Source organism: Chryseobacterium pennae, from assembly GCF_003385515.1.
GTDB lineage: Bacteria > Bacteroidota > Bacteroidia > Flavobacteriales > Weeksellaceae > Chryseobacterium > Chryseobacterium pennae.
The window spans coordinates 1-25914 of sequence record NZ_QNVT01000035.1 but is presented as its reverse complement, the minus strand read 5'-3'; the positions used below and the strand labels follow the sequence as shown (position 1 = coordinate 25914).

Here is a 25914-nt window from a genome sequence, read left to right as displayed (position 1 = left end):
AATACTACAGATAAAAAGAACCACATCTCTTTCCCGGAGAAGTGGTTTTTTTATGCTTTTCCTGCTTAAAAGTAAAGGTAAAATATATGTTTTAAAATTTCTGTCGTACATTTGTTACAATAAACAATTGATTTGAGTACTTATTTAACAATATTAGGTTTTAATTCAGCAATTCCGACGATCAATACCTCACCCACAGCCCAGCTGTTGGAAATGGAAGAAAGGCTCTTCTTGATCGATTGTGGAGAGGGAACACAGGTACAGTTGAGAAAAGCAAAAGCCAGATTTTCAAAAATCAACCATATTTTTATTTCTCATCTTCACGGTGATCATTGCTTTGGTCTTCCGGGGCTTATTGCCTCTTTTCGTCTTTTGGGAAGAGAAAACCCATTACATGTTTATGGTCCGAAAGGGATTAAGAAGATGATGGAAACTATTTTCCAGATTACGGAAACGCATCGTGGTTTTGAAGTGGTATATCATGAACTGGATAAAGATTATTCCGAAAAAATCTATGAGGACAATAGAGTGGAGGTATATACCATTCCTTTAGATCACAGAATCTACTGTAATGGTTATCTTTTTAAAGAAAAGCCGAAGGACAGACATCTGGATATGAAGGAAATTGCCAAATACAGTGAAATTGAAAGCTGTGATTATCATAATATCAAAGCAGGAAAAGATTTCGTTTTAAGTGATGGTTATGTTCTTAAAAATGAAGTACTGACTCTTGATCCGGCTCCATCGGTATCTTATGCATTCTGTAGTGATACCCGTTATCTTGAAAGTGTAATTCCGATCATTAAAAACGTGACGGCTCTGTATCATGAGTCTACCTTTTTGCATGATTTAAAAGAAATGGCAGATTATACAGGACATACCACTGCATTGGAGGCAGCAACCATTGCACAAAAAGCTCAGGTAGGAAAGCTTATTTTGGGGCATTTTTCCAACAGATATGCAGATCTGACAGTATTTACCGATGAAGCCAGAACCATTTTCCCTAATTCATTCCTGCCAAAAGCTCTGGAGAGTGTAAAAATTTAAATAAATATGTTGAAGTTTGAAGAGCTTAAAAGCTTTCTGGATGAAAAGGCCAACCAATACAACGCTCCTGATTTTATAGAAAATGATCCGATACAGATTCCGCATCGTTTCTCAGTGAAACAGGATATTGAGATTGCAGGCTTTCTGGCTGCAACTATTTCCTGGGGAAACAGAAAATCGATCATCAACTCTGCCAATAAAATGCTGGATCTTATGGGGAATTCTCCCTATGATTTTGTGTTGAATTATTCTGAAAGAGATTTGAAAGACATTCAGGATAAAAGCATTCACAGAACTTTTAACGGAGAAGATTTTTCTTATTTTATCAAACAGTTCAACAGAATTTATAAAGACCATGAAAGCCTGGAAGAACTGTTTAGAGTAAAAGATTCGGAAACTAATTTCCAACACGCCATAGAGAGATTCAGAAGCAGTTTCCTGCAGGTGGAGAAACATAGAAGTCATAAGCATATAAGCTCACCGTATAAGAATTCCTCAGCCAAAAGAATCATTATGTTTCTGAGGTGGATGGTACGTAAGGATAAACGTGGTGTAGACTTCGGTATCTGGGAAAATATAGATCAGAAATACCTGTCTATTCCATTGGATGTGCATACCGGGAATATCTCAAGAAAGTTGGGATTGGTGGAAAGAACTCAGAATGACTGGAAAACAGTGGAAGAACTGGATGTAGCCATTAGAAAATTTGATGAAAAAGACCCTGCAAAATATGATTTTGCTCTGTTTGGATTAGGTGTGACGAAAGAACTGTTGTAAAAAATAAAGGATGAAAAAATATAATGAAAAAGCAGAAGTTCTCGAAAAAATAGCAGATCGTATTACCTCATGGATAGGATCTATTCAGTCTCTGATTGTACATACTTTGCTGTTTGTTACTTCGTTTTTGCTTCCGATGCTGAAAATTGTTGATTTTGATAAGATGCTTCTGATTCTTACTACAGTACTTTCTCTGGAAGCTATTTATCTGGCAATTTTCATTCAGATGTCTGTGAACAAAAGCCACGAAAAAATTGAAGATATCCAGGAAGACATCGAAGATATTCAGGAAGATATCGAAGAAATCAGTGAAGATATTGAAGAGATCAGTGAGGATATTGAGGAAATTAATGAAGATATCGAGGATATTCAGGAAGACATCGAAGAAATCAGTGAGGATATTGAAGAGATTAATGAAGATGAAGAAGAAGAGGATCATAATGAAAAGGCTAAAAATGCTATCCTAAAAAGCAATGTAAGTTCAAATAAAAATGAAATAAAAGCTTTGAAGGACATTATTGCTCAACTTCGGGATGAAATAGATCAGTTGAAAAAAGATGAATAGGAGATTGGAAGATCTCTGAGAATATAAGAACAGGTCAGCTTTGCTGGTCTGTTTTTTTATGATTGAGTATTGTTTTTTACAGTAAATTTAAAAATAAAAAGTATTTATTGTGAATTTTCATTAAAAACTGAGATGTAAGTGTCTTAAATACTGATAAGATATAATTATTTTTGCTACATTTGGGCAAAATGAAATCAAAATGTTGAATTATAGATTGAAACACTACTTTTTTCTTTTAACGTTTTTACTGAGTTCTATTTCTGTATTTTCCCAGGTTGTTCCTGAAAGAAAGACAACAAAGGTGAAACCTACGGGAGCAAATCTTAAGGCTGGCAACTTTATAGATGTAAATGTTCCTCCTTATCCACCTTCAGGTTTTACTCCTGAACAGCTGGTTAAACAAATTTTGATCAATGGTGGAAGTTCCTGTACATCAGCAAATGTTACCAATGTTACCATATCTCCTAATCATGCCGTAAATAAGCCCGAAAGATTTTGGGGCTACTTCAATAGAGGAACTGCAAATTTTCCTTTTAAAGATGGAATTGTACTGACTACTGGTCATGCAAAAGATGCAGGAAATAGCTTTACTGATGATGTGAGCAAATCGGTAGGAACAGAAAGTGATCCGGATCTGGTGGCAGCAACTAATCCTCCTGTAGCCCTGAAAGATGCAGTAGCCCTTGAGTTTGACTTTGTTCCAAGCTCTACCCTGGTAAAATTCAATTATATATTTGCCTCTCAGGAATATGATCCTGGTGGGGATTATCCGTGCGGTAATTACGCTGATGCTTTTGCGCTTTTGCTTAAAAAAGTAGGAGATCCTGCGTATACGAATCTGGCTGTATTACCTGGAAGTGCAGGACCTGTAAGTGTAACGAATATTGTTCCGGGAGGAGTGGGTTTCAGTTGTGGACCCATCAATGAAACTTATTTTGGAGGGTTGAATATGCCACATATAGGAATTAATTATAACGGAAAAACTATTCCTTTAACGGCTGTTGCTAACGTAATTCCTGGAGAGACTTACCATTTCAAATTGGTTCTTGCAGATGCATCGGATACACAATTAGACTCTTCTGTTTTTTTAGAAGGTGGATCATTTGATATCGGTGTGAAAATCGTTGATGAAACAGGAGCTGTTCTGCCATCTACAATTAATATGTGTGATAATACTCCTAAGGCATTAAAGGCACTGCTAGCCGACATCCCAGGGATGACTTATCAGTGGTATAAAGATGGCGTTGTGATTCCGGGAGCTACCAATTCTGTTTATACTGCTGTGGAACCAGGTGTATATTACGTAAAAGTAATGATTCCCGGAAATCAGTGTCCGGGTGAGGCTACGATTACCATTGTCGGAGGAACCAGCCCAACGGTCCAGGATGCAGTACTCAAGCTTTGTATAACGCCTACTGTTAAAACTTTTAACTTAGAGAGTGCAATCCCTATGATCAGTACAACACCAGGAATTGTAGTCCGTTTTTATGCGAAGCTTTCAGATGCTCAGGCTCAAAATAATAATTATATTAAGAATCTTTCCAATTACGATGGAACGGATGGTCAGATATTATATGTTCTTGTATCTAATGGAGCATTTTGTAGTAAAATTCCAACATTAACACTGAGAAAAGAAGAAACCCCTATTGCCGGTCTTAATGTTGCAAAGCTGAAGATATGTTTGGGAGAATCTGTGTTGATGACAGCAACCGGCGGGGTAACTTATGAATGGAGTGATACAACTTCTGTTACAGATGGAACAAGAACGGTGAGCCCTACCAAAACAACAACGTATTCCGTATATGCTGTAGGAGCTCTGGGATGTAAGTCTTCAAAACCGGCTGAAGTTACCGTTGAGGTAGTACCGGCTATTGTTTCTACACTGAAAGGCGGACAGATCTGTGAAGGTGACAGAATTCTTTTAGATGCCGGCTCAGGCCCCGGATATACCTATGAATGGAGTACCGGAGATAAAACACAGACCATTACAGCAAATAAACCTGGAGAATATAGTGTAACGATCAGTAATGGGGTGTGTTCTAAAGAATTTAAAACCAAAGTGATACAAGCCGTTATTCCTGAAATTATTAATGTGAACTATAATGACAAGGGAACCATGGTTCTTACAGCCACCAATCCTAGTAATGGTATATTGGAATATTCCGTAGATAACGGCCTTACATGGCAGAATTCCAATGTATTTACAAATGTGCCTAAAAATGAAGTTATTGCCATTCGTGTAAGAGTGAAGACTACAAGCTGTGTAGGATTCCTGGAGTACTTTACCTTTGTTATGAGAAATGTAATTACTCCAAACGGAGATAATATTAACGATATTATCGATTTCAGAGGAATCGTAAAATATAAAGATTTCAGCGGTAAGGTCTTCGACCGTTATGGAAAAGAAGTATTCCGGGCTGAAAAGTTCAGACCTTATTGGGATGGATACTTCCAGGGAAAACGATTGCCGTCTTCATCTTACTGGTATCAGGTTACCTTTGAAGATCCGGCAAGCAAATTGCTCACCGTGAAAACGGGTTGGATCCTGCTTAAGAATATAGAATAATTCAAAAATATTATTGAAAGACTGACTGCCTTGTCAGTCTTTTTTTTGTGATATTGAAATAAATTAAGTTGATATTCTACGATTAATAAATTTGAATTAGTAACAATGTAAATTATGTTAAACTGAATTTAAATCAAAAAAAGTAGTATTTTTGTTTAAAATACTATAAAATGTTAAATAGGAGGAAAGGAAGTTTATTTTTAGTGTTGTTTTTTGTTTTTATGGGAAGCTTTATTTTTGCTCAGGAGAGAAGCAAAATAGGTGCGGCCAAAAAACCTAGCACTGCCACTATGAAAGCAGGTGCTTTTATTGATGTTAATACTTCCAATTATCCTGAGTCTTCCTATAGTATTACTCAGTTGGTGAAAGATGTTCTTATCTCAGGTGGGGGATGTGCTAGTAATAATATCAGTAATGTACTTGTTTTTCCCAATTTACCACCCACTAATCAGAACCGAAGCTGGGGTTACTTTAATAAAGTGGCAACGAATTTTCCTTTTTCTAAAGGGATTATTCTTTCTACCGGATTTGCTAAAAATGCAGGAAATTCTTATATACCCGACCTTAATGATGACTTGGGTACAGGAGGAGATGTAGATCTGGCAAATGCTTTGGGAATTAGTAATGCGAAGCTGACCAATGCTACCTATATTGAATTTGATTTCGTAGCTGTTGCCTCTGAGATTACCTTTAAATATCTATTTGCTTCAGAAGAATATCAGAAAACATTCCCGTGTAATATTACTGACGGTTTTGCTTTATTGCTGAAGAAAGTTGGTGATCCTAATTATACGAATTTAGCGGTACTTCCGGGAGGAGCAGGACCGGTAAGTGTAACGAATATCCACCCGGCTAATATTAATTGTGGTCCAAAAAACGAAATATATTACGGAGGAACCAATACTGCTCAGATTGAAACCAATTTTGAAGGCCGTACCGTTCCTTTGGAGGCAAAAGCAACCGTTATCCCTGGGCAGACCTATCATTTTAAGATGGTTCTGGCTGATTTTCAGGATGGGAACTATGATTCAGCTGTGTTTTTAGACGCAGGATCCTTTGATATAGGAGTGAAAATCCTCGGCCCGGGAGGTGTACAGCTGCCAAGCTCAGTGAATATGTGTGATAATACACCACAGACTTTCACCGCTTCAGTTCAGTATCCTAATGTGACATATCAGTGGTTTTTAAATAATGTACTGATCCCAGGAGAAATCAATGCCAGCTATACAGCAACACAACCCGGGGTCTATACGGTGAAAGTATTGATACCTGGTAGTACCTGTCCGGGAGAGGCAAAAATTACCGTTGTGGGAGGAACTTCTCCTACAGTGCAAAACGCTACATTGACAGCCTGCTACAGTGCAGGAAATGCGACATTTAATCTGCCTGCAGCACAACCTGCAATAAGTACAACAGCGGGAGCAGTCTTTACTTATTATACAACATTAGCAGATGCCAATGCAGGTGGTCCTGCTAATATAATTCCTAATCCTACAGCCTATCAGAGTGCCGGAGGAACAGTATATGTAAGGGTACAAAATGGCTTCTGTGCTAAAGTAGCTGAGCTGAATCTGGCTAAAGCACCACAGATGACAGGTTCCATAGTACCTCCTGCAATATTGACCTGTGCTAATTCGCAGATTACACTGGATGCATCAGCTTCAGTTTATCCTGCCGGAGCTACATTCAACTGGACTACTACAGGTGGAAATATTGTTTCAGGAAACACTACGCTGAATCCTGTAATCAATGCGCCGGGAACTTATACATTGACAATATCAAAAGCTTATCAGCCTGGAAATATCAACTGTACAGCGGCTGCAAACGTAACGGTGACAGGAAATAGTGCTCCGCCTAATACAACTTTAACAGCTCCTAAACTAAAAATCTGTAAGGGAGAATCTATAACACTTACAGCTTCAGGGGCGGCAACTTATAATTGGGGTGGTGGCCTTCCCGGAAATGGAAATACACAAACTGTAACTCCTACAGTTACTACAACATATACTGTAATCGGTGTGGGAGCTAATGGATGTGCCTCTGCCAATCCTGCGACACTTACCATCGAAGTATCTGAGCCATTCACAGCACAGAATGCAATACTTCACAAATGCTATCAGCCGGGATTAACTTTTAATCTTCAGGAATCACAGGGCCAGATCACAACAGCAACCGGGGTTACTTTTGCATATTATGTAAATCAAACCGATGCTGATGCCGGTAATGGTAACGTTATAGCAACTCCTACAGCGTATTTACCTACTTCGGCAAACCAGACAGTCTATGTAAGAGTTAGCAACGGAGGTTGTAGCTATGTGGTTTCTCTGCAATTATTGAGAGCTGCAGAAACTACCTTAACCATAGTTGCCCCCCAGACTATTACCTGTACAACTCCCCAGATTACTCTTAATGCATCAGCTTCTGTAATACCGCCAGGATCTACTATTATCTGGACGACAGTTGGGGGTGTTATTCAGTCAGGAGGGAATACGCTTACGCCTGTAGTAAGTGCGGGAGGTACATATACATTAACTGTTACCAATATATCCCAGCCGGGAAATCTAAATTGTCCATATAGTTCAACGGTAACAGTAACTCAGGATAAAGTGGCACCTATTGCAGCTCTTGTATCGTCAGAAGCTCGTATATGCGTTGGTGAATCAGTAACATTAACTGCATCTGGTGGAGCTACCTATACTTGGGGGAATGGTCTTACAGGTACCGGAAATACTCAGGTTGTTTCACCTACAGTTACGACAGTGTATACAGTACATGCAGTAGGGGCTAATGGATGTGTTTCTGCTACACCTGCAACCGTTACTGTTAAAGTAGGACCTCCGATAGCAGGAGTTTCTGCAGATAAAGTGAAAATATGTGCCGGAGAATCTGTTACCCTTACCGCTACTGGTGGGGTTACTTATAATTGGGTGGGTCTTACCGGAACCGGAGATACACAGGTAGTAAGTCCTACCACCACTACCATTTATTCTGTGTTTGCATTAGGAGGGAACGGGTGTATTTCTGAGAAAGCTGCCGAGATAAAAATAGATGTAGTTCCTGCTATTGTTTCTACGTTAGAAAATGTATATGTCTGTGCCGGAGATAACGGTACTCTTGATGCCGGAGCGGGACCTAATTATACCTACCTGTGGAATACCGGAGCTACCACGCAGACAATTACTACAAAAATTGCCGGAACATATTCTGTAACAATAAGTAATGGGGTGTGTTCCAAAGTATTTACAGCACAGCTTGTCAATCCTGATCTTCCTGAGATCATCAATGTTGCTTATGATAAGAATATCATGACCCTTACTGCAACTAATCCTACAGGTGGGGTGTTAGAATTCTCCATAGATGGTGGGTTGACCTGGCAGGGATCAAATGTATTTAACGGTATCTTAAACAATACAATGTATCATTTGATGGTTAGGGTGAAGAATGCAAAATGTGGAACTTCAGTGGATTATTATACCTTCGTACTCAGCAACGCTATTACTCCTAATATGGATGGAATAAATGATACGATAGATTTCTCCGGAATCAGTGGATATAAGGACTTTTCTGCGTCTATTTTTGATAGATACGGAGCCGAAGTCTTTAAGGCAACAAAAGGAGATGTAATATGGAGAGGATCTCTAAAAGGAATCAATCTTCCTACGGGCACTTACTGGTATAGAGTTCAGTGGGAAAACCCAGCGAGCAAAAAACTGGAGCAACGCTCAGGATGGATACTTTTGAAAAACAGAAATTAAGTTATAATATAAAATAAACAACAAAACCCTTCAATTACGAAGGGTTTTGTTGTTTATTTTGGTTGATTTTGTTAATGTATTTTTTGAATTGTAGTAAAGTTTATAAATTGTGTTTTTATTTTATATTATCATTTTCTTAAAATACCTTTTATTGCTATAAATATTGTTTTGTATCTATAAATGTTGTTATTTTTTTATAAAAAATATAAATATGTGTATTAGATATTTAAAAAAAAATTAAATTTGTTGAAACAGAAATATTATGATAAGATACCTACCGATTTGTTTATTATTTTTATTTATCTCAAATTTTTCATTTTCACAAAGTCAGCAGCCCAGATCAGTGTTAAAGAAACAAGCGTCTATTCAGTCTAAAAAAGCAGGCGCTTTTATTGATGTGAATGCCCCGGGATATCTGGAATCCGCTTATAGTATAGAGAAACTAGTAAAAGATGTATTGATTTCATCAGGAACCAATACCTGTATTACTCCCAATGTATCCAACGTAAAGATTACCCCTAATCATGCTGTAGGTGATGCAAATAGGGCATGGGGATATTTTCATAAGGCAACAACCAATTTTCCTTTTAAAGATGGTATTGTACTTTCTACAGGGTATGCAAGAAAGGCAGGTAATAGTTTTGAATCCAGTAATAGTGATACCAATGGTGGTGGGTCAGATGCTGATCTGGCACAGGTGCTTGGGGTTACTGAAAGCAAATTATATGATGCAGTACTTCTGGAGTTTGATTTTGTTCCTACAACTACTCAGATCAAGTTTAATTATTTAATTGCATCCGACGAATATACCGGGACATTTCCCTGTAATTATGCGGATGCCTTTGCTATATTACTGAGACCTACATCAGGAGGGGCCGCCTATACCAATATGGCGATACTGCCTGGAGGAGCTGGACCAGTAAGTATTACCAATATTCACCCTGCAATTGGATCCACTTGTGGAGCTGTTAATCAACAGTATTTTGGAGGGTATAATACTACTAATGTTGAGACGAACTTTAACGGAAGAACGGTTCCGCTTACTGCTGTAGCAGATGTAGTGGCAGGACAGGAATATCATTTTAAAATGGTAATCGCTGACTTCAATGACCATAGCTTCGACTCTGCCGTATTTCTGGAAGGAGGTTCTTTTAATATCGGGGTAGACCTTTTAGGACCTGGCGGAGCAAAATTACCTAGTGATATTAACGTATGTGATAATGTACCTCAGGTACTTACTGCTTCTGTAAGTGATCCGAACTTATTGTATCAGTGGTATTATAACGGAACCCTGATTCCTAACGCTACAACCAATGTAGTTACTGCTGCACAGCCGGGAACCTATACAATTGAAGTAAGTGTACCCGGAAACCCATGTCCAGGTAAAGCATCGATAGAAATCCACGGCGGAACAACGCCTGAAGCATTTGATGCTACATTATTGCTCTGTACTACACCAGATATTACCACTTTTGATTTAAGTACCATTAAGTCATCAATTAGTACAACACCGGGAGCTATATTTAAATTTTATGAAAATCAGGCTGATGCCGTTGCTGAGAATAATAATTATATCCAGAATATCCTGAACTATAATGGTACAGATGGACAGATATTGCATGTAGTAGTTTCTAATGGAGGTTTCTGTAGAAAATTGGTAGAGTTGAAATTGCTGAAAGAAGAAACACCTACTGCCCAACTGAAAGCATCAAGCATTCAGGTATGCCCGGGAGAAACCGTAACCCTTACAGCAGAAGGTGGAAATACCTATCTTTGGAGTAACTTTCCGGGAACAGGCAATATGCAAGATGTTACTTTATACCAGAGTACAGTATTCACAGTGTATGCAATAGGAGAAAAAGGGTGTAAGTCTCTTAACCCTGCAACTATCAGAATTGAAGTTACTCCTGAAATCATAAGCCCGTTAGCAGATGTTGAAATGTGTGACGGAGACCGTGTTACCCTTGATGCAGGAGCTGGACCTAAGTATAAATACAAGTGGAGTACAGGAGCTACTACACAGAAAATAGACGTAGAAAAATGGGGGATTTATACCGTTGAAATTGATAACGGATACTGTAAAAAGACCTTTTCTGCCAAAGTGATGGGAGCTGCAATCCCTTATGTCATCGGAATAGATTACCAAACATCTAAAAAAACTCTGACGATTGCTGCAGAAAACCCTCCGATGAATAATACCCCAAGCAGTATTGAATATTCTATTGATAACGGAATTACATGGCAGCAGTCTAATATATTCACAGGGCTTTTAGATAATACCAATTATACAATCCAGGTGAGAAGAGTAGGAACGCACTGTATAGGAACATTTGATTTCTTTACTTTGCAGATCAACAATATGATTACTCCTAATAATGATGGAATTAATGATGTACTTGATCTGAAAGCTTTAGGTCAGTTTAAAAATTTCACAGGTTCTATCTATGACCGGTATGGAGTGGAGATGTTCAGATTCTCAAAAGACACTCCAACCTGGGACGGTACTGTATCTGGTAAGAGATTGCCTTCAGCGACTTACTGGTATAAGTTTACCTATGAATATCCAAAATCCAAAACCCAGATGAACTGGTCTGGCTGGATCATGCTAAAAAACAGAGAATAATAAAGAGTAAAGCCTTTCAGTCAGAAAGGCTTTATTTAAATAAATTTCATAAAAAAGCTCCTTAATGAGGAACTTTTTGTTATATGTCTTATTGGTTTTCTTTCCAGAGATTCGCAAAGTGGATGAAATCATACACGCTGAGTTCCTCTGCTCTTTTATCTAAAAATTCATGACCTTTCAAGGCTTCAGGTATAACCAATGACTTCAATGCATTGGAAAGTTTTTTTCTTCTCTGGTTGAAGCCTGTCTTTACTATCTGTTTAAAAAGAACCTCATTACCGGCCAGACCTTCTTTAGGATTTCTGGTAAGGCGGATTACTCCGGATTTTACCTTTGGTGGCGGATTAAAGACATTCTCATGAACCGTAAACATATAGGATACGTCATAGTAGGCCTGAATAAGAACAGAAAGAATACCATAATCTTTGGTTCTTGGAACCGCAGCAGTTCTTTCAGCTACTTCTTTCTGGAACATTCCTACCATTTCGGGAATCATTTCGTAATGGTCAACGATCTTAAATAATATCTGCGATGAAATATTATACGGAAAGTTCCCGATAATAGCAATCTGCTCATCCTTGATAAAATTAAAGTCCTGTTTCAGGAAATCCCCTACAAAAGTATTTTCCGTAACTTTGGAATAGTTGTTTTTCAGGTATTCGATGGACTCTGTGTCGATCTCTGCAAGATAAATGTTCTGTTCCTTTTCAAGAAGATATTTGGTAAGAACTCCCATTCCGGGACCTACTTCCATAATATTATTATAGTTCTCAAAACTAAGACCTTCTACGATTTTTCTTGCGATATTTTCATCTGTCAGAAAGTGCTGCCCAAGATGTTTTTTTGCTTTTACACTCAAAGTTTTTTATGATTTTATTAACAATGATTTTCTTTATTTCGTCCCAAATTTCGGAAGATTTTTTCTATTTTAGCCAAAAATTTTAATATTAATGGCTAAATCTGTAGATGAGTTTAATAAGAAAAGGCTTCGGTCCAGCAATATTACAGTAGTGATAAGTATTGCCTTAGTGTTATTTTTGTTAGGATTAATGGGGCTTATTTTAATTAATGCCCAGAAGTATTCTGACTATATCAAAGAGCAGTTGGTAGTGAATGCTTACTTTGATGAAAACTATGATGCTAAAGACTCTGTGAAAATTGCAAAACTAGAGGAAGAAACTTTTAAAAAGGTACAGACGTTAGCTCCTGTAAAAAAAGCAACCTATATTTCCAGAAGCATGGCTGCCACAGAAGCCAAAAAGAGTATGGGAATTGATAGTGACGCATTGTTTGAAGAAAATATCTTCCCGTCGTCTATCGAAATTGCTTTAAAACCTGAATATGTAGATCCTGCGAAAATTGATGAAGCTATCAAGGTGATCAAGTCGGTTCCGGGTATCATTGATGTGAAGAACGACAGTACTTTGATGGTGGATGTTTACAACAACCTGAGCAGAATCTTAAAATGGATTTTTGGATTTTCGTTGCTGTTTTTAGTATTGGCAGTAGTGTTGATCAATAACTCTATCCGTCTGAAAATTTTCTCCAAGAGGTTTATTATTAAAACCATGCAGCTGGTAGGAGCGAAAAGAAGATTTATCCTTAAACCTTTTATCATTGAAGCGATTATTTTAGGGGCCATTGGTTCTCTAATTGGTCTTATTGCTTTAGGTGGTATTTGGTATTATTTCACAAGCCAGATCGGATCGGCTTTTGTACAGGACAATAATCAGTATGTCTGGTTAGTAATTTTAGTATTAGGAGTAGGAATTTTTATTTCTGTCTTAAGTACTATCTTTGCTACATGGAGATTCTTAAAATCAAACGTTGACGATTTATATTACTCTTAAAAATGAGCAAAAAAACAAATAAACTTTCTGCTTCAGACTTCGGAAGTGAAGCGGAAGTACCACAGGAAAATGCTTTCTATTTCGGACAGCAGAACTTTAAATGGATGTTGATCGGGTTAGCTTTTATTGTGGTAGGATTTCTTTTGATGATGGGACCTGATGCTAATACCGTAGACGGTAAATTTGATCCTAACTCATGGAATGACGATATCTTCTCCATCAGAAGAATCAGAATCGCTCCGCTATTTGTTGTGATAGGTTTTGTAATAGAAGTCTACGCGATCTTAAAAAGGAAATAAATAGAAATTTATATTTAGAGATTAAGAGATTAAGAAATTTAGAGCCCTGCTTTAAATCTCTCAATCTCTTAATCTTTTAATTTTTGTAAAAGAATATGGATTTAATTAAAGCAATTATTATTGCCATTGTAGAAGGACTTACGGAATATCTTCCTATTTCATCTACAGCACATATGGGATTCACAGCCAATTTATTGGGAATGCCTGATGATGAATTTTTGAAAATGTTTCAGGTATCCATTCAGTTTGGAGCCATTCTATCAGTTGTAGTAGCCTATTGGAAAAAGTTTTTTGATCTGAATAACATTCAGTTTTACTTTAAACTGGCCTTTGCCGTAGTTCCTGCATTGGTTCTGGGATATTTATTTGATGATAAAATTGAAGCTATTCTGGGAAATCAGATTGCAATTTCTTCAGTATTGGTATTAGGAGGGGTTATTTTACTGTTTGCAGATCAATGGTTTAAAAACCCTACCATTGATGATGAAAAAGGAATTACGATAAAAAAAGCAATAACCATAGGATTCTGGCAGTGTCTTGCGATGATGCCGGGAACCAGCCGTAGTGCAGCTTCCATTATTGGAGGAATGGCACAGGGGCTTACCAGAAAAGCTGCGGCAGAATTCTCTTTTTTCCTTGCAGTACCTACCATGCTGGCGGTAACTGTATATTCGGTTTTTGTAAAGACCTGGGGAAAAGAAACTGCTAATCCACAGAAAGGATATGAAATGATTATGGCGTCACAGGATCACATCATGATCTTCGTAATCGGAAATGTGGTGGCATTTATTGTAGCATTAATTGCGATCAAAGCATTTATTGGGGTGCTTAATAAATATGGTTTCAAACCTTGGGGATGGTACCGTATTTTTGTTGGAATTGCTTTATTAATCTACTTTTATTTCTTTAAATAAAAAATATTCATATATCCATTCATGACGGCGGAAGAACTGAAATCAGGATACATATTTTTATTAGACAAACCTTTGGACTGGACTTCCTTTCAGGCTGTCAATAAAATGAAATATAAACTTAAAAGGGAGTTTGATCTTCCTAAAAAATTTAAAATCGGACATGCAGGAACTCTGGATCCAAGAGCTACGGGGCTTCTGATCGTATGTTGCGGGAAATTCACAAAGAAGATCCCTGAAATTCAGGATGCACCTAAAGAATACTGGACAGAAATTAAAATAGGAGTACAAACTGAATCCTATGATACTGAAAAGCCGGAAATTCTTCATCAGGATTTTTCGCATATCACAGAAGATCAGGTGAAAGAGGTTTTAGAAAAATTTGTTGGAGAAATTGAACAAAAACCACCTGTATACTCTGCCATAAAGATTGATGGGGAAAGAGCCTATAATCTGGCAAGAGCAGGAGAAGAAGTGGAAATGAAATTCAGAAAGACAACGATTCACTATCTCAACGATATTAAAATAGATTTTCCTTTGATAAGCTTTACAGTTGGATGTTCAAAAGGAACTTATATAAGAAGTTTGGCCCATGATATAGGGCAGGAATTAGGAGTAGGTGCTTACCTTACTCAATTGAGAAGAACAAAAATCGGAGATTATAAAATTGAAGATGCTACAGATCAGTTTTTAAACAATGATTTCAGATTTCAAGGTGAATGAAAAATGATACCAATTACGGTAGAGACTAATGGAAAAGACACGTATTAATAAATATTTATCAGAAGTAGGATACTGTTCAAGAAGAGCAGCAGATAAGCTGCTGGAGGAAGGCAGAATAAAGATTAATGGTAAAGTACCTGAAATGGGAACCAAAGTTTCTGATGAAGATCTGGTGGAAGTAGACGGAAAGCCTATCAGAGAGCCACAGGATAAGCCTGTTTATATTGCTTTTAATAAACCGGTAGGAATCGTATGTACTACCGATACAAAACGCGAACAGAACAATATTATAGAGTATATCAACCATCCTAAAAGGATTTTTCCGATCGGAAGACTTGATAAACCCAGTGAAGGACTTATCCTCTTAACCAGTGATGGAGACATCGTAAATAAAATTCTAAGGGCGAGAAATAATCACGAAAAAGAATATCTGGTGCGGGTAGATAAACCGATAACACCAACGTTTCTTCAAAAAATGAGAAATGGAGTTCCTATTTTGGACACAGTCACAAAGAAATGTGAGGTGGAAAAGATTGATGATATGAATTTCAGAATTATTCTTACTCAGGGACTCAACAGGCAGATCCGTAGAATGTGTGAATACCTTGGCTATGATGTAAAAAAGCTGAAAAGAATCCGCATCATGAATATCAAGCTTGATCTTCCCGTAGGAAAATGGAGAGATTTAACAGATGATGAGCTTAGCAATTTAAATTCTCTTTTAACAGATTCAACTAAAACAATCGATTAAGAGTATAGTATAAAATAAAAAAGATGGCAGGTAGAAAATTTCTTCTTGCCATCTTTTTTATTTGTTTTTCTGAACCAAAAGTAAAGCAGAGTATCTGTTTTATCCTATTTTGCATAGATTTTTATACGGATTATCATGCCCATTGCTGTATAGAAAGTTGGTTTAAAAGATCTTAAAAGGATTACTTTTTATAAATATTCACATATTTGTGTAATATTTTTAGTTTTTTAGTCAAATTGTATTATATTTATAATGGAAAATACTAAAAACCTGAAAACCATGAAATTAAAATTTAATCCCGTTTTTTTACTTGTCATTTTACTTCCATTTTCTAATTGTCAAAATGATAATCATAACCCAGAACTTCCCCATGATACAGCTTTTTATATCGATTATAGAAGTCTGACAGGACAATCTGATGGAATAGCGGTCATAGAGCTGGATCCGGAAGCTCCCGATTTCGGAAATATCAGCAGTAAACTTGAATTAGGTGCCGGTGTTCTGCCTCACCATCTTTATTATAACCAGAATGCAAACAAATTATATACAACAGCTTTAGGAGGAAGCTATCTCTATCAGGTGAAAACTGAAAAAGATAAAAACGGACAACCAAAATTAGTGAGTGCAACCCCAATTGACACAGGCGAAAATACGGTAGGCGAAAACTTATTTTTCACCAATGACGGAAGGTTTTTTATGACCTTTATGGGAGGAGCAGGAGGGCTGAAAGATGGAAGTGTAGGTGTTTTTAATGCTAATAACAATCAGCTTATCAAAACCATTAAAGCTCCAATTCAGGACAATCCCAATAAATTTATTATGTACCCGCATGGTATTTCTGTTAATGAAGAAAAAGGGCTGATGATGGTAACTTCAACTATTCATCCGGATCTTACCAGTGGTTTTGGAAATACCTGTACTTTGATAGATTTAAAAACGTATGAGTTAAAAGAGACCTATCAGGTTGCAGACTCACCAACTGATTTGTCAAGCCCTGTTGAGGTTTTATTGCTTCGTGGACAATTTCCGCAATATGCTCTTGCTACAACCATGCTTGGAGGAGATATCTGGATTGCTCCATATAACGCTGCAACTAAGAAATATGATGCTTTTACCAAAATATTTGACGGAAGTACACAAGGCTTAGGCTGGACTCTCGAAATGTATATTGATGATAACAACAGGCTGTATGTAAGTTTTGCCGATCCCGGAAAAGTTCTGGTTTTTGACATCAGTAATCTTCCTCAACTAAAACTTTTAAAAACCCTTACTGCAGATAAAGGAGCGCATCATATGGTTTTCTTTAAAACCAAAAAAGGAAAAGAAGTGGTAGCCGTACAAAATAATCTGCTGGATATTCCAAACTTAAATTCCGGCACCATTAGTGTCATTGAAATTCAGACTGGAAAAACCTTGGGTACAGTTAATTTACGCTCCAAATATGGAATACTGCCCGAATCCATTGAAGGTACCAATGGGCCGAGTAATTATATGCATCACTAAAGTATAAACTGATATTTCAGATTAGAAACTATCCGAAATAGAAGATCTGTTTTGGATAGTTTTGCATTAACCGGTATGGTATTTTTGTTATTTTAAATATAATTTCATCCTTTCTTCATATTCTGGTTTTAATTTCAAAAATTTTAAAATCTTCTTATCATCAGGATAGGTAATCCGGTAGAAGATGATCCTGTCCGCAGAATATTTGAAATAAGGATGATCTTTCAGCCATTCTTCAGGGGCATCAGCTAAAGTATATTTAGGAACGCCGGAGATGTCCAACGGAGCAATATTGATTAACTTTTGAACTAAATCTTTATCAATATTATAAGTATCTAAAATCTGCTGTTTATTGACAAAACCTCTCAGCTTTTTTCTGAAGCCAATAATTGAACCTGAGCTCTTTTCATCAAGTCCAAACTCAATAAGCTGTCTGAAGGTAATAGTATTGAGGTCTGTTTTCGCAAAATCTGTTTTTTCCTGCTTAATTTCTTCTTTCTTTATTGCCTCAGGACTGAGCCTGATGAAAGGTTTAATCTCCTGAAATTTTTCCGGAGAAATGACAAAACATTTTTGAAGATCTTCAGGACTTTTAAAGTTGCCCCGAAGGTTTCTGTCACGATAATTGATGATAATCTGAGCCTGCTTTTCCGAAAACCCAAGGTTTTTCCATCCGTTAACATCCAGGCTGTTAGGGTCAAAAGTATGATATTGCACCTTTATCTTTTCCGGATAACGAGTACCGACAGCTTTAAAACTTTCCGGAGTTTTCACAGGTAATAGTAAATAGGGTTCCAGTTTGCTGTAATTTTCAGGGGAAATAATAAAACATTCTCTGAATTTCTCTTTGCTGATGAAACTTCCGCCCAGATAATTTTTATACTTTATAATGGCTTCTGCCTGCCTTTCACTGAAACCCATTTTGATCCAGTCCTGAGCAGAAACAATATCAGGATTGAATTTCCCGTTAACAATGACTTCCTTCTTTACAAAACTGCTAAACTTTTTGGGATTATTTTTTTCAGCCGTTTCAGGAAGGAGAATAAACTTTTTTAATTCTTCAAATTTTTCGTTGGAAATTGCATAGCATTTTTTCAGCTGTTCCTTTGATGTAAATGTTCCGCCCACAATATCTTTATATTTAAGAATCGTTGTGATCTGTTTTTCAGAAAATCCGAGTTTTTGCCATTGTTCCTGATTCAGACTATTAGGATCAAAATCAGATAGATTGGCTGAAACAGAAGAATTGGCAATAAATTTTACTTCAGGAAAAGTGTCCTTGTCCTTGCTGGTGTATTTCTGGAAGGCTAATAAAATAGTCAGTAAAATGACCATAAAAGCCAGTTTTTGGTAATAGTTTTTTCTCATCATGTGTATAAACATATTGATAAAAACCATGCATTGCAATAGCCAGAACTAAAATGGTTGATTTTAGAATATAAAAAATTGTAATTTATTTAAAATTAAACGTTTATATCCTTTGGTGTAGAAATATTTAAAGAGATATTTTGAAGAAAACGGCAACAGAAAAGCTCTTATTCAGAATCATTTTCACCCAGCGATTCTTTCAGTTTTAAAAGTTCAGCTTTTACAAATTCAAGACGGTCAATAATGGTAATGGTTTCTGAAATTTTACTGTTGGTAGTCAGAGCCACTCGTGCACCATCAAGTGTGTATCCTTTTTCTTTAACCAAATGATAGATCATCTGTAGGTTCTTGATATCTTCAGGAGTGAAGTAACGGTTCCCTTTTTTATTCTTTTTAGGTTTGATGATAGGGAATTCCTGTTCCCAATAGCGTATTAATGAAGTATTTACATCGAATGCTTTAGCAACTTCTCCTATAGAATAATACAGTTTATCAGGTAAATTTATTTTCATTTTACAACTCCTAAACTTCAAAGATAAAAATTTTTTAAAGTTTCATCCAAATATATCTTGAAAAGTCCTGTCATAACCCCGTTTTTTTTAACCAGAATAAAATATCATGATGTTGTGAAAAAAATAAAAAAATGAATGGTTTTTTTTATAACTTAGTGAAACACAAAAAAATATAATGATATGAAGCAACATTTATTTATTTTTGCATTGATGATTCCTTTCTTTGGATTTTCTCAGTGGACAAGAACCGAAATTAGGAATCAAAAAGTTAAGAAATCACAGGAAAAACTCGAATTTGCAGGACTTTATTCACTCAATGCTGACCAGTTCAGACAGAGTCTTAAAAATACACCAGCGCGCTTTTCAAGCCCCAAAGGAACAATTATCTCTCTTCCAACGGCTAAAGGAGGATTGGAGAAATTCCAGGTTTGGGAATATTCCAATATGGCTCCGGAATTGCAGGCAAAATATCCTGATATTAAATCGTATGTAGGAACTGCATTGGAGGACCCTTCCGTATATTTAAGATTCAGTTTGTCTCCGGTGGGATTTTCCTCAATGATCACCCGCTCTGGAATTTCTGAATTTATAGAACCCTATACTGAAGACAGAACTGTTTATGCTGTTTTTGATTCCAATGCAAGAAGAGGTCAGGAAAAAGATCCGTTTGAATGCTCTACAATAGAAGATGTAGAAAAGAATGCAGCCGAAAAAAAAAACAATGCTGTAAATAAAAAAGCGGCAGGATTTAATATTTTCAGATTGGCATTATCCTGTACAGGAGAATATGCCCAGTATCATTTAACTGCTGCCGGAACTCCTGCTACAGCAACTGATATTGAGAAAAAAGCTGTAATTGTGGCTGCTATGAATGCTAGCCTTACCCGGCTTAACAGTGTTTTTGAGAAGGATCTTTCTTTTCATTTTAACCTGATTGCCAATAATGATAGTGTTATTTTCTTAGATCCAGCGTCTGATCCTTATACAAATGGTGGTCCTAATGAAGCCCACGCACAGATCTCAGCAAGAATTCCTGCTTCAGATTATGATATGGGACATCTGATTGATAAAGAAGGAGGTAACGGATCTGCCGGAGTAGGGGTTATTTGTAATAATAATTCAAAAGGAGCAGGGTGGACTGCTCACAATTTTCCGGAAGGAGATAAATTTGATATAGACTATGTCGCTCATGAAATGGGGCATCAATTGGGAGCTGGACATTCTTATACCTATAGATCTTCGCAGGCAGACCAAAAGGTAGAACCTGGAAGCGGAAGTACCATAATGGCATATACCGGGATTACTACGGCTTCTGATGTTCAGTTTAATTCCAATGATTACTATCATACCAATAGTATCAGCCAGATAAGAACTAAATTAAACAGCCTTACTTGTGGTACAAATACTCCTTTTGTAGATCCTGCTCCCAATATTAATGCCGGACTGGATTATACAATTCCTAAATCAACACCATTTGTTTTAAAAGCATCTACTACCGATGCGAACAATGCTTCTTATACATATATTTGGGAACAAACTGATCAGGCTGCAGCAGCTCAGATTGGTGCAGGTGATATTTCTTCAGCTTACCCTGCAAAACCAACAGGACCTACTTTCAGATCATTTGCTCCTGTAAACTCATTGGTAAGATATTTTCCGGATTTTAATAAAGTATTGGCAGGTGTTTTATCAACCCGTTGGGAAAGTGTATCAAGTGTAGCCAGAAACCTTAATTTTGCAGCTACCGTAAGAAATAATAATCCTTTGCAGCCCCAAGTCTCAAAAGATGCAATGACAATAACAGTAGATGCTGTGTCAGGGCCTTTTCAGATAACAGCACCTGTTTTTGGCCAGTCATTAAGCTCAGGAGCATCTGTAAATGTTACCTGGAATGTTGCCGGTACAAATGTTGCACCGGTAAATACTGCTAATGTAAATATTAAACTATCTACAGACGGTGGCAAGACATTTAGTGTTATTTTGGCCAATACTCCCAATGACGGGAGTGAAGAAATCGTGATACCATCCGGCTCTAAGTCTGCCAATGCCTATATTCTGATTGAGGCGGTTGATAATATTTATTATACAGTGAGTCCTAGTTTTGTAATTGATTATAATGTAACTGGTGAAAACTGTAATACCTATACATACAGTGGAGGACCTGTAGCGGTTACAGACGGCCCTGGCGGCGGCGGTATATCAGCACCAAGAATAACAATTCCTTTAATGGTTAATAATAATGGTACTATTACGAAAATAAAAGTGACTCCAACTGTTGTTCATCCAAGTGTAAGCCAGTTGGCTATTGGTATTGAAAGTCCGGTAGGATCATCAGCTCTTTTCTGGAACAGACAGTGCTCAGGGCAATCGGGAATTACAGCTTCATTCAGTGATTCCGGAGCAGCGGTGAACTGTATTTCTCCAGTTCAGGGAGGTGCTAAATCAAATGAATCTCTGGGTATATTTAAAGGTCATTCGGCACAAGGAGAATGGAAGCTTTTTGCAACAGATAATAATGCAGGTAATGCCGGAACCATCAATGGATGGTCACTCGAAGTATGTACAAGGGAAACTCAGACTCTTGCCACCAGAGAAGTCTCTTCTCCATTAGCAGAGAGTATTAAAGTATACCCTAATCCGAGTGATGGTAATTTCTTTATTAAATCTCAGAATATAAGAGGTGAGGTGAAAGTTACTTTATTTGATTCAAGCGGAAGACTGATCTATTCATCAGCTTATCAAAGTGAAGGAAATAATACCAAAGAACTGAATGTTAATGTACCGAAAGGAGTATATGTCATCAGCATCAGCTCTTCAAAAGGAGTATACAACAGTAAACTGGTTATAAAATAATTATTTATAAAATATTATAAGGAGGATCGGCAATAGCCGGTCCTTTTTTTGTATCGAATTTGTAGCTTGGCTTTATTTATAGTATTTTTATCATCCATTTACTAATCCGTTTTATAGGATGAATTCTATTTCCGTTCTTCATATTGATCTTTTTCAGGGTAAGAATCTTTCAGATTTTTATTTTAATACCATGAAAAACCATTTGGTTGTGGGACATCAGCACATAGAAAAGCCTCATAGGCATGATTTTTATGCTGCTGTACTTTTTACCAAAGGAACCGGTATTCATGAGATTGATTTCCAAAGGTACGATGTGTCGGAAGGAAGTCTGTTTTTTCTCTCACCAGGACAGATTCACAGTTGGGAACTGTCAGCAGATATAGATGGTTATATCTTCTTTTGTTCTCAGGAATTTTATGAAATGCATTATGTGAATCAAAAACTGAGAAATTTTCCTTTTTTCGGATCCGTATCATTTCCCAGAAAACAGCAATTGGATGAAGTAGAATTGGCGAAGAATATTCAGTTATTTCAGGAATTGGGAAATGAGCATCAGTCTGACAGTTTGATGAAAAATGGGCTTATTCTCTCATTAATGTCTCAGATTTTTATCAACTCCACCCGGTTATTTTCAAGGGATTTTGATACACTGACTTCTTCTGCCGGGCTTTCTTATTTTAAGCATTATCAGGATTTTGAAAGTCTTATTGAACAACATTTTACGGAACATAAATCAATTGCCTATTATGCATCGTTATTAGGGATTTCTTCAAAGCACCTGAACAGAACCGTGCAGGCTGTAGTACAGAAAACAGCTACAGAAGTGATCACCGAACGGGTAGTTTTGGAGGCCAAAAGAATGTTGATGTACCTTGATGAGAACCTTGTTGATATTGCTTTCAGACTGGGGTATGAAGAATATTCCTACTTCGTAAGAGTCTTCCGGAAAAGTTCCGGAATGACCCCTACTCAGTTTATGAGGAAATATAAGGCCTGATTTGTTTGAGATTCAAAGTTCAATATTTAAAAGCTGGTTATTAGTTTTTATCACGTCTGTCACAAATATTTGAATCTCTTGTTTTCCTAATCTATTACAACGCCAGTTGAAATGGTCCTTCAAACGTAGTATCAAACGAATCTACCAATTCTCCTTTCTCGTCAAAAACACCAATAACCATATTCTGCTTGGAAAATTTGATTTTATCTTCAGGGAAAGAGATATTGATATTTCCTTTTAAGATCTGGTCGCCTTTCAGAATAATTTTCTCAGGGCCGAAGTAAGTAATTTCAGCATTATCAGGGGCTATCACTTTAATGGTGAGTGTTTTTTTCTCATTCGATTTATTCAGAAGGGTATAAATAAAAGTATTGGTGATTTTACCGTCTTTAATGAAGAAAGTAGAGCCTGCTGGCTTAATGAACTTAGCTTCCATAGATCCACGGTCATACATTAAAAAGCCAAGGAACCCGACTAATAGAGCCAGAATGGCAGTAGTAGCCTTCATTCTCGAAGTGAATTTGAATTTCTCACGATTTTCAATTTCAGATTCAGTGGCATAACGGATTAATCCTTTTGGCAGGCCTACTTTATCCATTACTTCATCGCAGGCATCAATACATGCTGTGCAGTTTACGCACTCCAATTGTTGTCCATGTCTGATATCAATTCCCGTAGGGCAGACTACAACGCATTGATTACAATCTATACAATCTCCTTTACCAGCCGCTTTTCTATCTTCATTATTTCTCCACTTTGAACGGCCTTCTCCTCTTTTAAAATCATAATATACGTTGATCGTCTGCTTATCAATTAAAACTCCCTGAAGTCTTCCATAAGGACAAACCAGAGTACATACCTGCTCACGAAGCCATGCAAAAACAAAGTAGAAAGTCATCGTGAAAAAAATCATGGTGACAAACTTTAAAGGATGTTCTGCCGGTCCTTCAATCATAATTTGAAAAACCTGTTCATAACCTACTATATACATGAACATAAAAGTAGAGATGACCATAGAAATCAAAATAAATACAGACCATTTCGTAATTCTTTTTCTGATCTTTTCGGCATCCCACTCCTGTCTGTCGAGCTTCATTTGTTTGTTTCGGTCACCTTCAATCCAGTATTCTATTTTACGGAAAACCATTTCCATAAATAAAGTTTGAGGACATAGCCAGCCACAGAATATTCTTCCAAAAACTACGGTAAACAGCATGACAAAGATAACAGAGGTAACAGCTCCAAGGGCAAGGATAAAAAAGTCCTGAAGATAAAACGGCTGTCCAATAATAAAGAATTTCCCGTCGATAACATTAAATAGGAAGAAAGGATTGTTATTAATCTTTAGAAAAGGCAATCCAAAGAAAAGGGCAAGTAAAGCGTAACTGGTATAGTTCCTGTAATTGGTATATTTACCTTTGGGCTTTCTGGGGAAGATCCATTTTCTTTTTCCGGTCTCATCCATTGTTCCTACCGAATTTCTAAAATCTTCATTTTCAATTTCCAGGGATTTGATGTTGTTGGACTCTGCGCTCATTATCGTATGCTATAAAAGTATTTTGGTAATATTTTTCATCCGAACCAATATCTGTTTTCCAAGCTGAATCTCTATAGATAAACGGTATTGATTCCTCTACTGCAAAGCTCTGGATTATATCCTTCAACTACTAATATGATCTACTTCAAAAATAGTACAATTGGGACATTTTATATTTTGGTTAATCATAAATCAAAGGATGAAAATATTTTTGAAATCGATAAAGCATATCGTAAATTGCATATCTAAAAATGAAGTATGAAGAATATATGTAAAATAGGTTTGATTGGTGTGGTTTTCGCATTAGTAAACTGTCAATCAGTAAATAGTAGTAAAATGTTTTATGAAGGTGTACAACCACAAATGGTTTCTGATAAGTTTAGCTTTACAGAAGGCCCGTCAACCGATGAAGAAGGAAATGTATATTTTACCGATCAGCCTAATGATAAGATCTATTACTGGGACTGGAAAAGTAATCAGATCATTGAATTTTTAGATAAAACAGGAAGGGCAAACGGAACTCATTTTGATAAAGATGGTTTCCTGATTACCTGTTCCGATGATAGTGGAGAGATGTGGAAGATCTCAAAAAATAAAAAAGTAGAAGTCCTGTTTAAAGATTTTGAAGGGAAAAGATTAAACGGTCCTAATGATGTTTGGAATGATGTTTTTGGGGGAATGTATTTTACCGACCCTTTATATGAAAGAGATTACTGGATAGATTTCAAACAGGAATTATCTAATAAAAGCCTTTATTACAGAAATAAGAATGGAAAGATTAATAAATTAGACACTTTCACACAACCCAACGGAATTGTAGGAAGTGAAAAACTAAGAAAACTGTACCTTTCAGACATTGATGCCGGAAAAACCTATGTGTATGATATTCTGGGAGAAGGAAAGTTATCAGAGAAAAAGCTTTTCTGTGAAATGGGTTCGGATGGAATGACGTTGGACAAACACGGAAACCTTTATTTAACCGGAGACGGAGTACATGTTTTTAACCGTGAAGGAAAGAAAATTTATCACATTTCGATTCCTGAAAAATGGACTTCCAATGTGACATTCGGAGGAGAAAATAATGATATTTTATTCATTACCGCTTCAAAATCGGTGTATACTTTTCCGATGAGAGTGAGGGGGATCAAATAAAATTTTGCCACGAACGCATAAATATTATTAGTGTATTCTAAGACATATGCAAATTATATCTTGTTAAATTTACAAAAGGTTCCTCTCTTTTTACCACAGCAAATATTCTATAGATCAGTTTGCAA

At 36.8% G+C, this 25914-nt stretch carries 19 protein-coding genes; 15 read left to right on the top strand and 4 right to left on the bottom strand.

The genetic code is table 11. The features are described from left to right. Positions 1-132: 132 nt before the first annotated feature. The 6 genes from DRF65_RS25260 to DRF65_RS25235 all read left to right on the top strand — a co-directional run bounded on the left by DRF65_RS25260 (position 133) and on the right by DRF65_RS25235 (position 11333). Positions 133-1047 carry a ribonuclease Z gene (locus DRF65_RS25260; protein ID WP_115973481.1) on the top strand — a complete coding sequence of 305 codons (915 nt, stop codon included), beginning with the start codon at positions 133-135 and terminating at the stop codon, positions 1045-1047. 6 nt (positions 1048-1053) lie between these two features. Then, positions 1054-1824, top strand: coding sequence for a TIGR02757 family protein (locus DRF65_RS25255; RefSeq protein ID WP_394337828.1), 771 nt, complete (start codon positions 1054-1056; stop codon positions 1822-1824). 10 nt (positions 1825-1834) lie between these two features. After that, positions 1835-2389, top strand: coding sequence for a DUF1003 domain-containing protein (locus DRF65_RS25250; RefSeq protein ID WP_115973480.1), 555 nt, complete (start codon positions 1835-1837; stop codon positions 2387-2389). 199 nt (positions 2390-2588) lie between these two features. Then, complete coding sequence (locus tag DRF65_RS25245; RefSeq protein WP_115973479.1) at positions 2589-4955, top strand: choice-of-anchor L domain-containing protein; 2367 nt, start codon at positions 2589-2591, stop codon at positions 4953-4955. A 170-nt stretch (positions 4956-5125) separates the two neighbouring features. Further along, positions 5126-8710, top strand: a complete 3585-nt coding sequence (locus tag DRF65_RS25240) for a choice-of-anchor L domain-containing protein (RefSeq protein ID WP_115973478.1) — start codon at positions 5126-5128, stop codon at positions 8708-8710. A gap of 343 nt (positions 8711-9053) precedes the next feature. After that, on the top strand, positions 9054-11333 hold the full coding sequence (locus DRF65_RS25235; RefSeq protein ID WP_317126218.1) for a choice-of-anchor L domain-containing protein: 2280 nt from the start codon (positions 9054-9056) through the stop codon (positions 11331-11333). Positions 11334-11421: 88 nt separating this feature from the next. Here DRF65_RS25235 and rsmA read toward each other — a convergent pair whose 3' ends face one another. Further along, positions 11422-12192, bottom strand: a complete 771-nt coding sequence (rsmA, locus tag DRF65_RS25230; protein ID WP_115973476.1) for a 16S rRNA (adenine(1518)-N(6)/adenine(1519)-N(6))-dimethyltransferase RsmA — start codon at positions 12190-12192, stop codon at positions 11422-11424. Between the two features lie 91 nt (positions 12193-12283). Here rsmA and DRF65_RS25225 point away from each other — a divergent pair, with 91 nt between their 5' ends. The 6 genes from DRF65_RS25225 (at position 12284) to DRF65_RS25200 (ending at position 17370) form a co-directional block, all read left to right on the top strand. Next, positions 12284-13183 carry a cell division protein FtsX gene (locus DRF65_RS25225; protein ID WP_115973475.1) on the top strand — a complete coding sequence of 300 codons (900 nt, stop codon included), beginning with the start codon at positions 12284-12286 and terminating at the stop codon, positions 13181-13183. Between the two features lie 2 nt (positions 13184-13185). Then, a complete protein-coding gene (locus DRF65_RS25220) occupies positions 13186-13482 on the top strand; it encodes a DUF3098 domain-containing protein (protein WP_115973474.1) in 297 nt (98 codons plus the stop codon). 95 nt (positions 13483-13577) lie between these two features. After that, complete coding sequence (locus DRF65_RS25215; protein ID WP_115973473.1) at positions 13578-14396, top strand: undecaprenyl-diphosphate phosphatase; 819 nt, start codon at positions 13578-13580, stop codon at positions 14394-14396. 21 nt (positions 14397-14417) lie between these two features. Beyond that, positions 14418-15116: a tRNA pseudouridine(55) synthase TruB gene (gene truB / locus DRF65_RS25210; RefSeq protein ID WP_115973472.1), complete on the top strand. Its 699-nt coding sequence runs from the start codon at positions 14418-14420 to the stop codon at positions 15114-15116. A 28-nt stretch (positions 15117-15144) separates the two neighbouring features. Next, complete coding sequence (gene rluF, locus DRF65_RS25205; protein ID WP_115973471.1) at positions 15145-15867, top strand: 23S rRNA pseudouridine(2604) synthase RluF; 723 nt, start codon at positions 15145-15147, stop codon at positions 15865-15867. Between the two features lie 279 nt (positions 15868-16146). Then, entirely contained in the window at positions 16147-17370 is a 1224-nt protein-coding gene (locus DRF65_RS25200) for a YncE family protein (protein WP_123947433.1), read from the top strand. Positions 17371-17457: 87 nt separating this feature from the next. Here DRF65_RS25200 and DRF65_RS25195 read toward each other — a convergent pair whose 3' ends face one another. Then, positions 17458-18741 carry a helix-hairpin-helix domain-containing protein gene (locus tag DRF65_RS25195; protein WP_115973469.1) on the bottom strand — a complete coding sequence of 428 codons (1284 nt, stop codon included), beginning with the start codon at positions 18739-18741 and terminating at the stop codon, positions 17458-17460. Between the two features lie 164 nt (positions 18742-18905). Further along, the gene (locus tag DRF65_RS25190; RefSeq protein ID WP_115973468.1) at positions 18906-19250 is read right to left on the bottom strand and encodes a MerR family transcriptional regulator; all 345 of its coding nucleotides are present in this window, start codon (positions 19248-19250) and stop codon (positions 18906-18908) included. A 180-nt stretch (positions 19251-19430) separates the two neighbouring features. Here DRF65_RS25190 and DRF65_RS25185 point away from each other — a divergent pair, with 180 nt between their 5' ends. Beyond that, positions 19431-22103, top strand: a complete 2673-nt coding sequence (locus DRF65_RS25185) for a zinc-dependent metalloprotease (protein WP_115973467.1) — start codon at positions 19431-19433, stop codon at positions 22101-22103. A gap of 118 nt (positions 22104-22221) precedes the next feature. Then, positions 22222-23100 (top strand): AraC family transcriptional regulator, encoded by an 879-nt coding sequence (locus DRF65_RS25180; RefSeq protein WP_115973466.1) that lies wholly within the window; start codon positions 22222-22224, stop codon positions 23098-23100. A gap of 94 nt (positions 23101-23194) precedes the next feature. Here DRF65_RS25180 and ccoG read toward each other — a convergent pair whose 3' ends face one another. Then, on the bottom strand, positions 23195-24637 hold the full coding sequence (gene ccoG / locus DRF65_RS25175) for a cytochrome c oxidase accessory protein CcoG (RefSeq protein WP_115973465.1): 1443 nt from the start codon (positions 24635-24637) through the stop codon (positions 23195-23197). Between the two features lie 258 nt (positions 24638-24895). Between ccoG and DRF65_RS25170 the strand changes: the two genes are divergently transcribed. After that, entirely contained in the window at positions 24896-25789 is an 894-nt protein-coding gene (locus DRF65_RS25170) for an SMP-30/gluconolactonase/LRE family protein (RefSeq protein ID WP_115973464.1), read from the top strand. Positions 25790-25914: the final 125 nt, after the last annotated feature.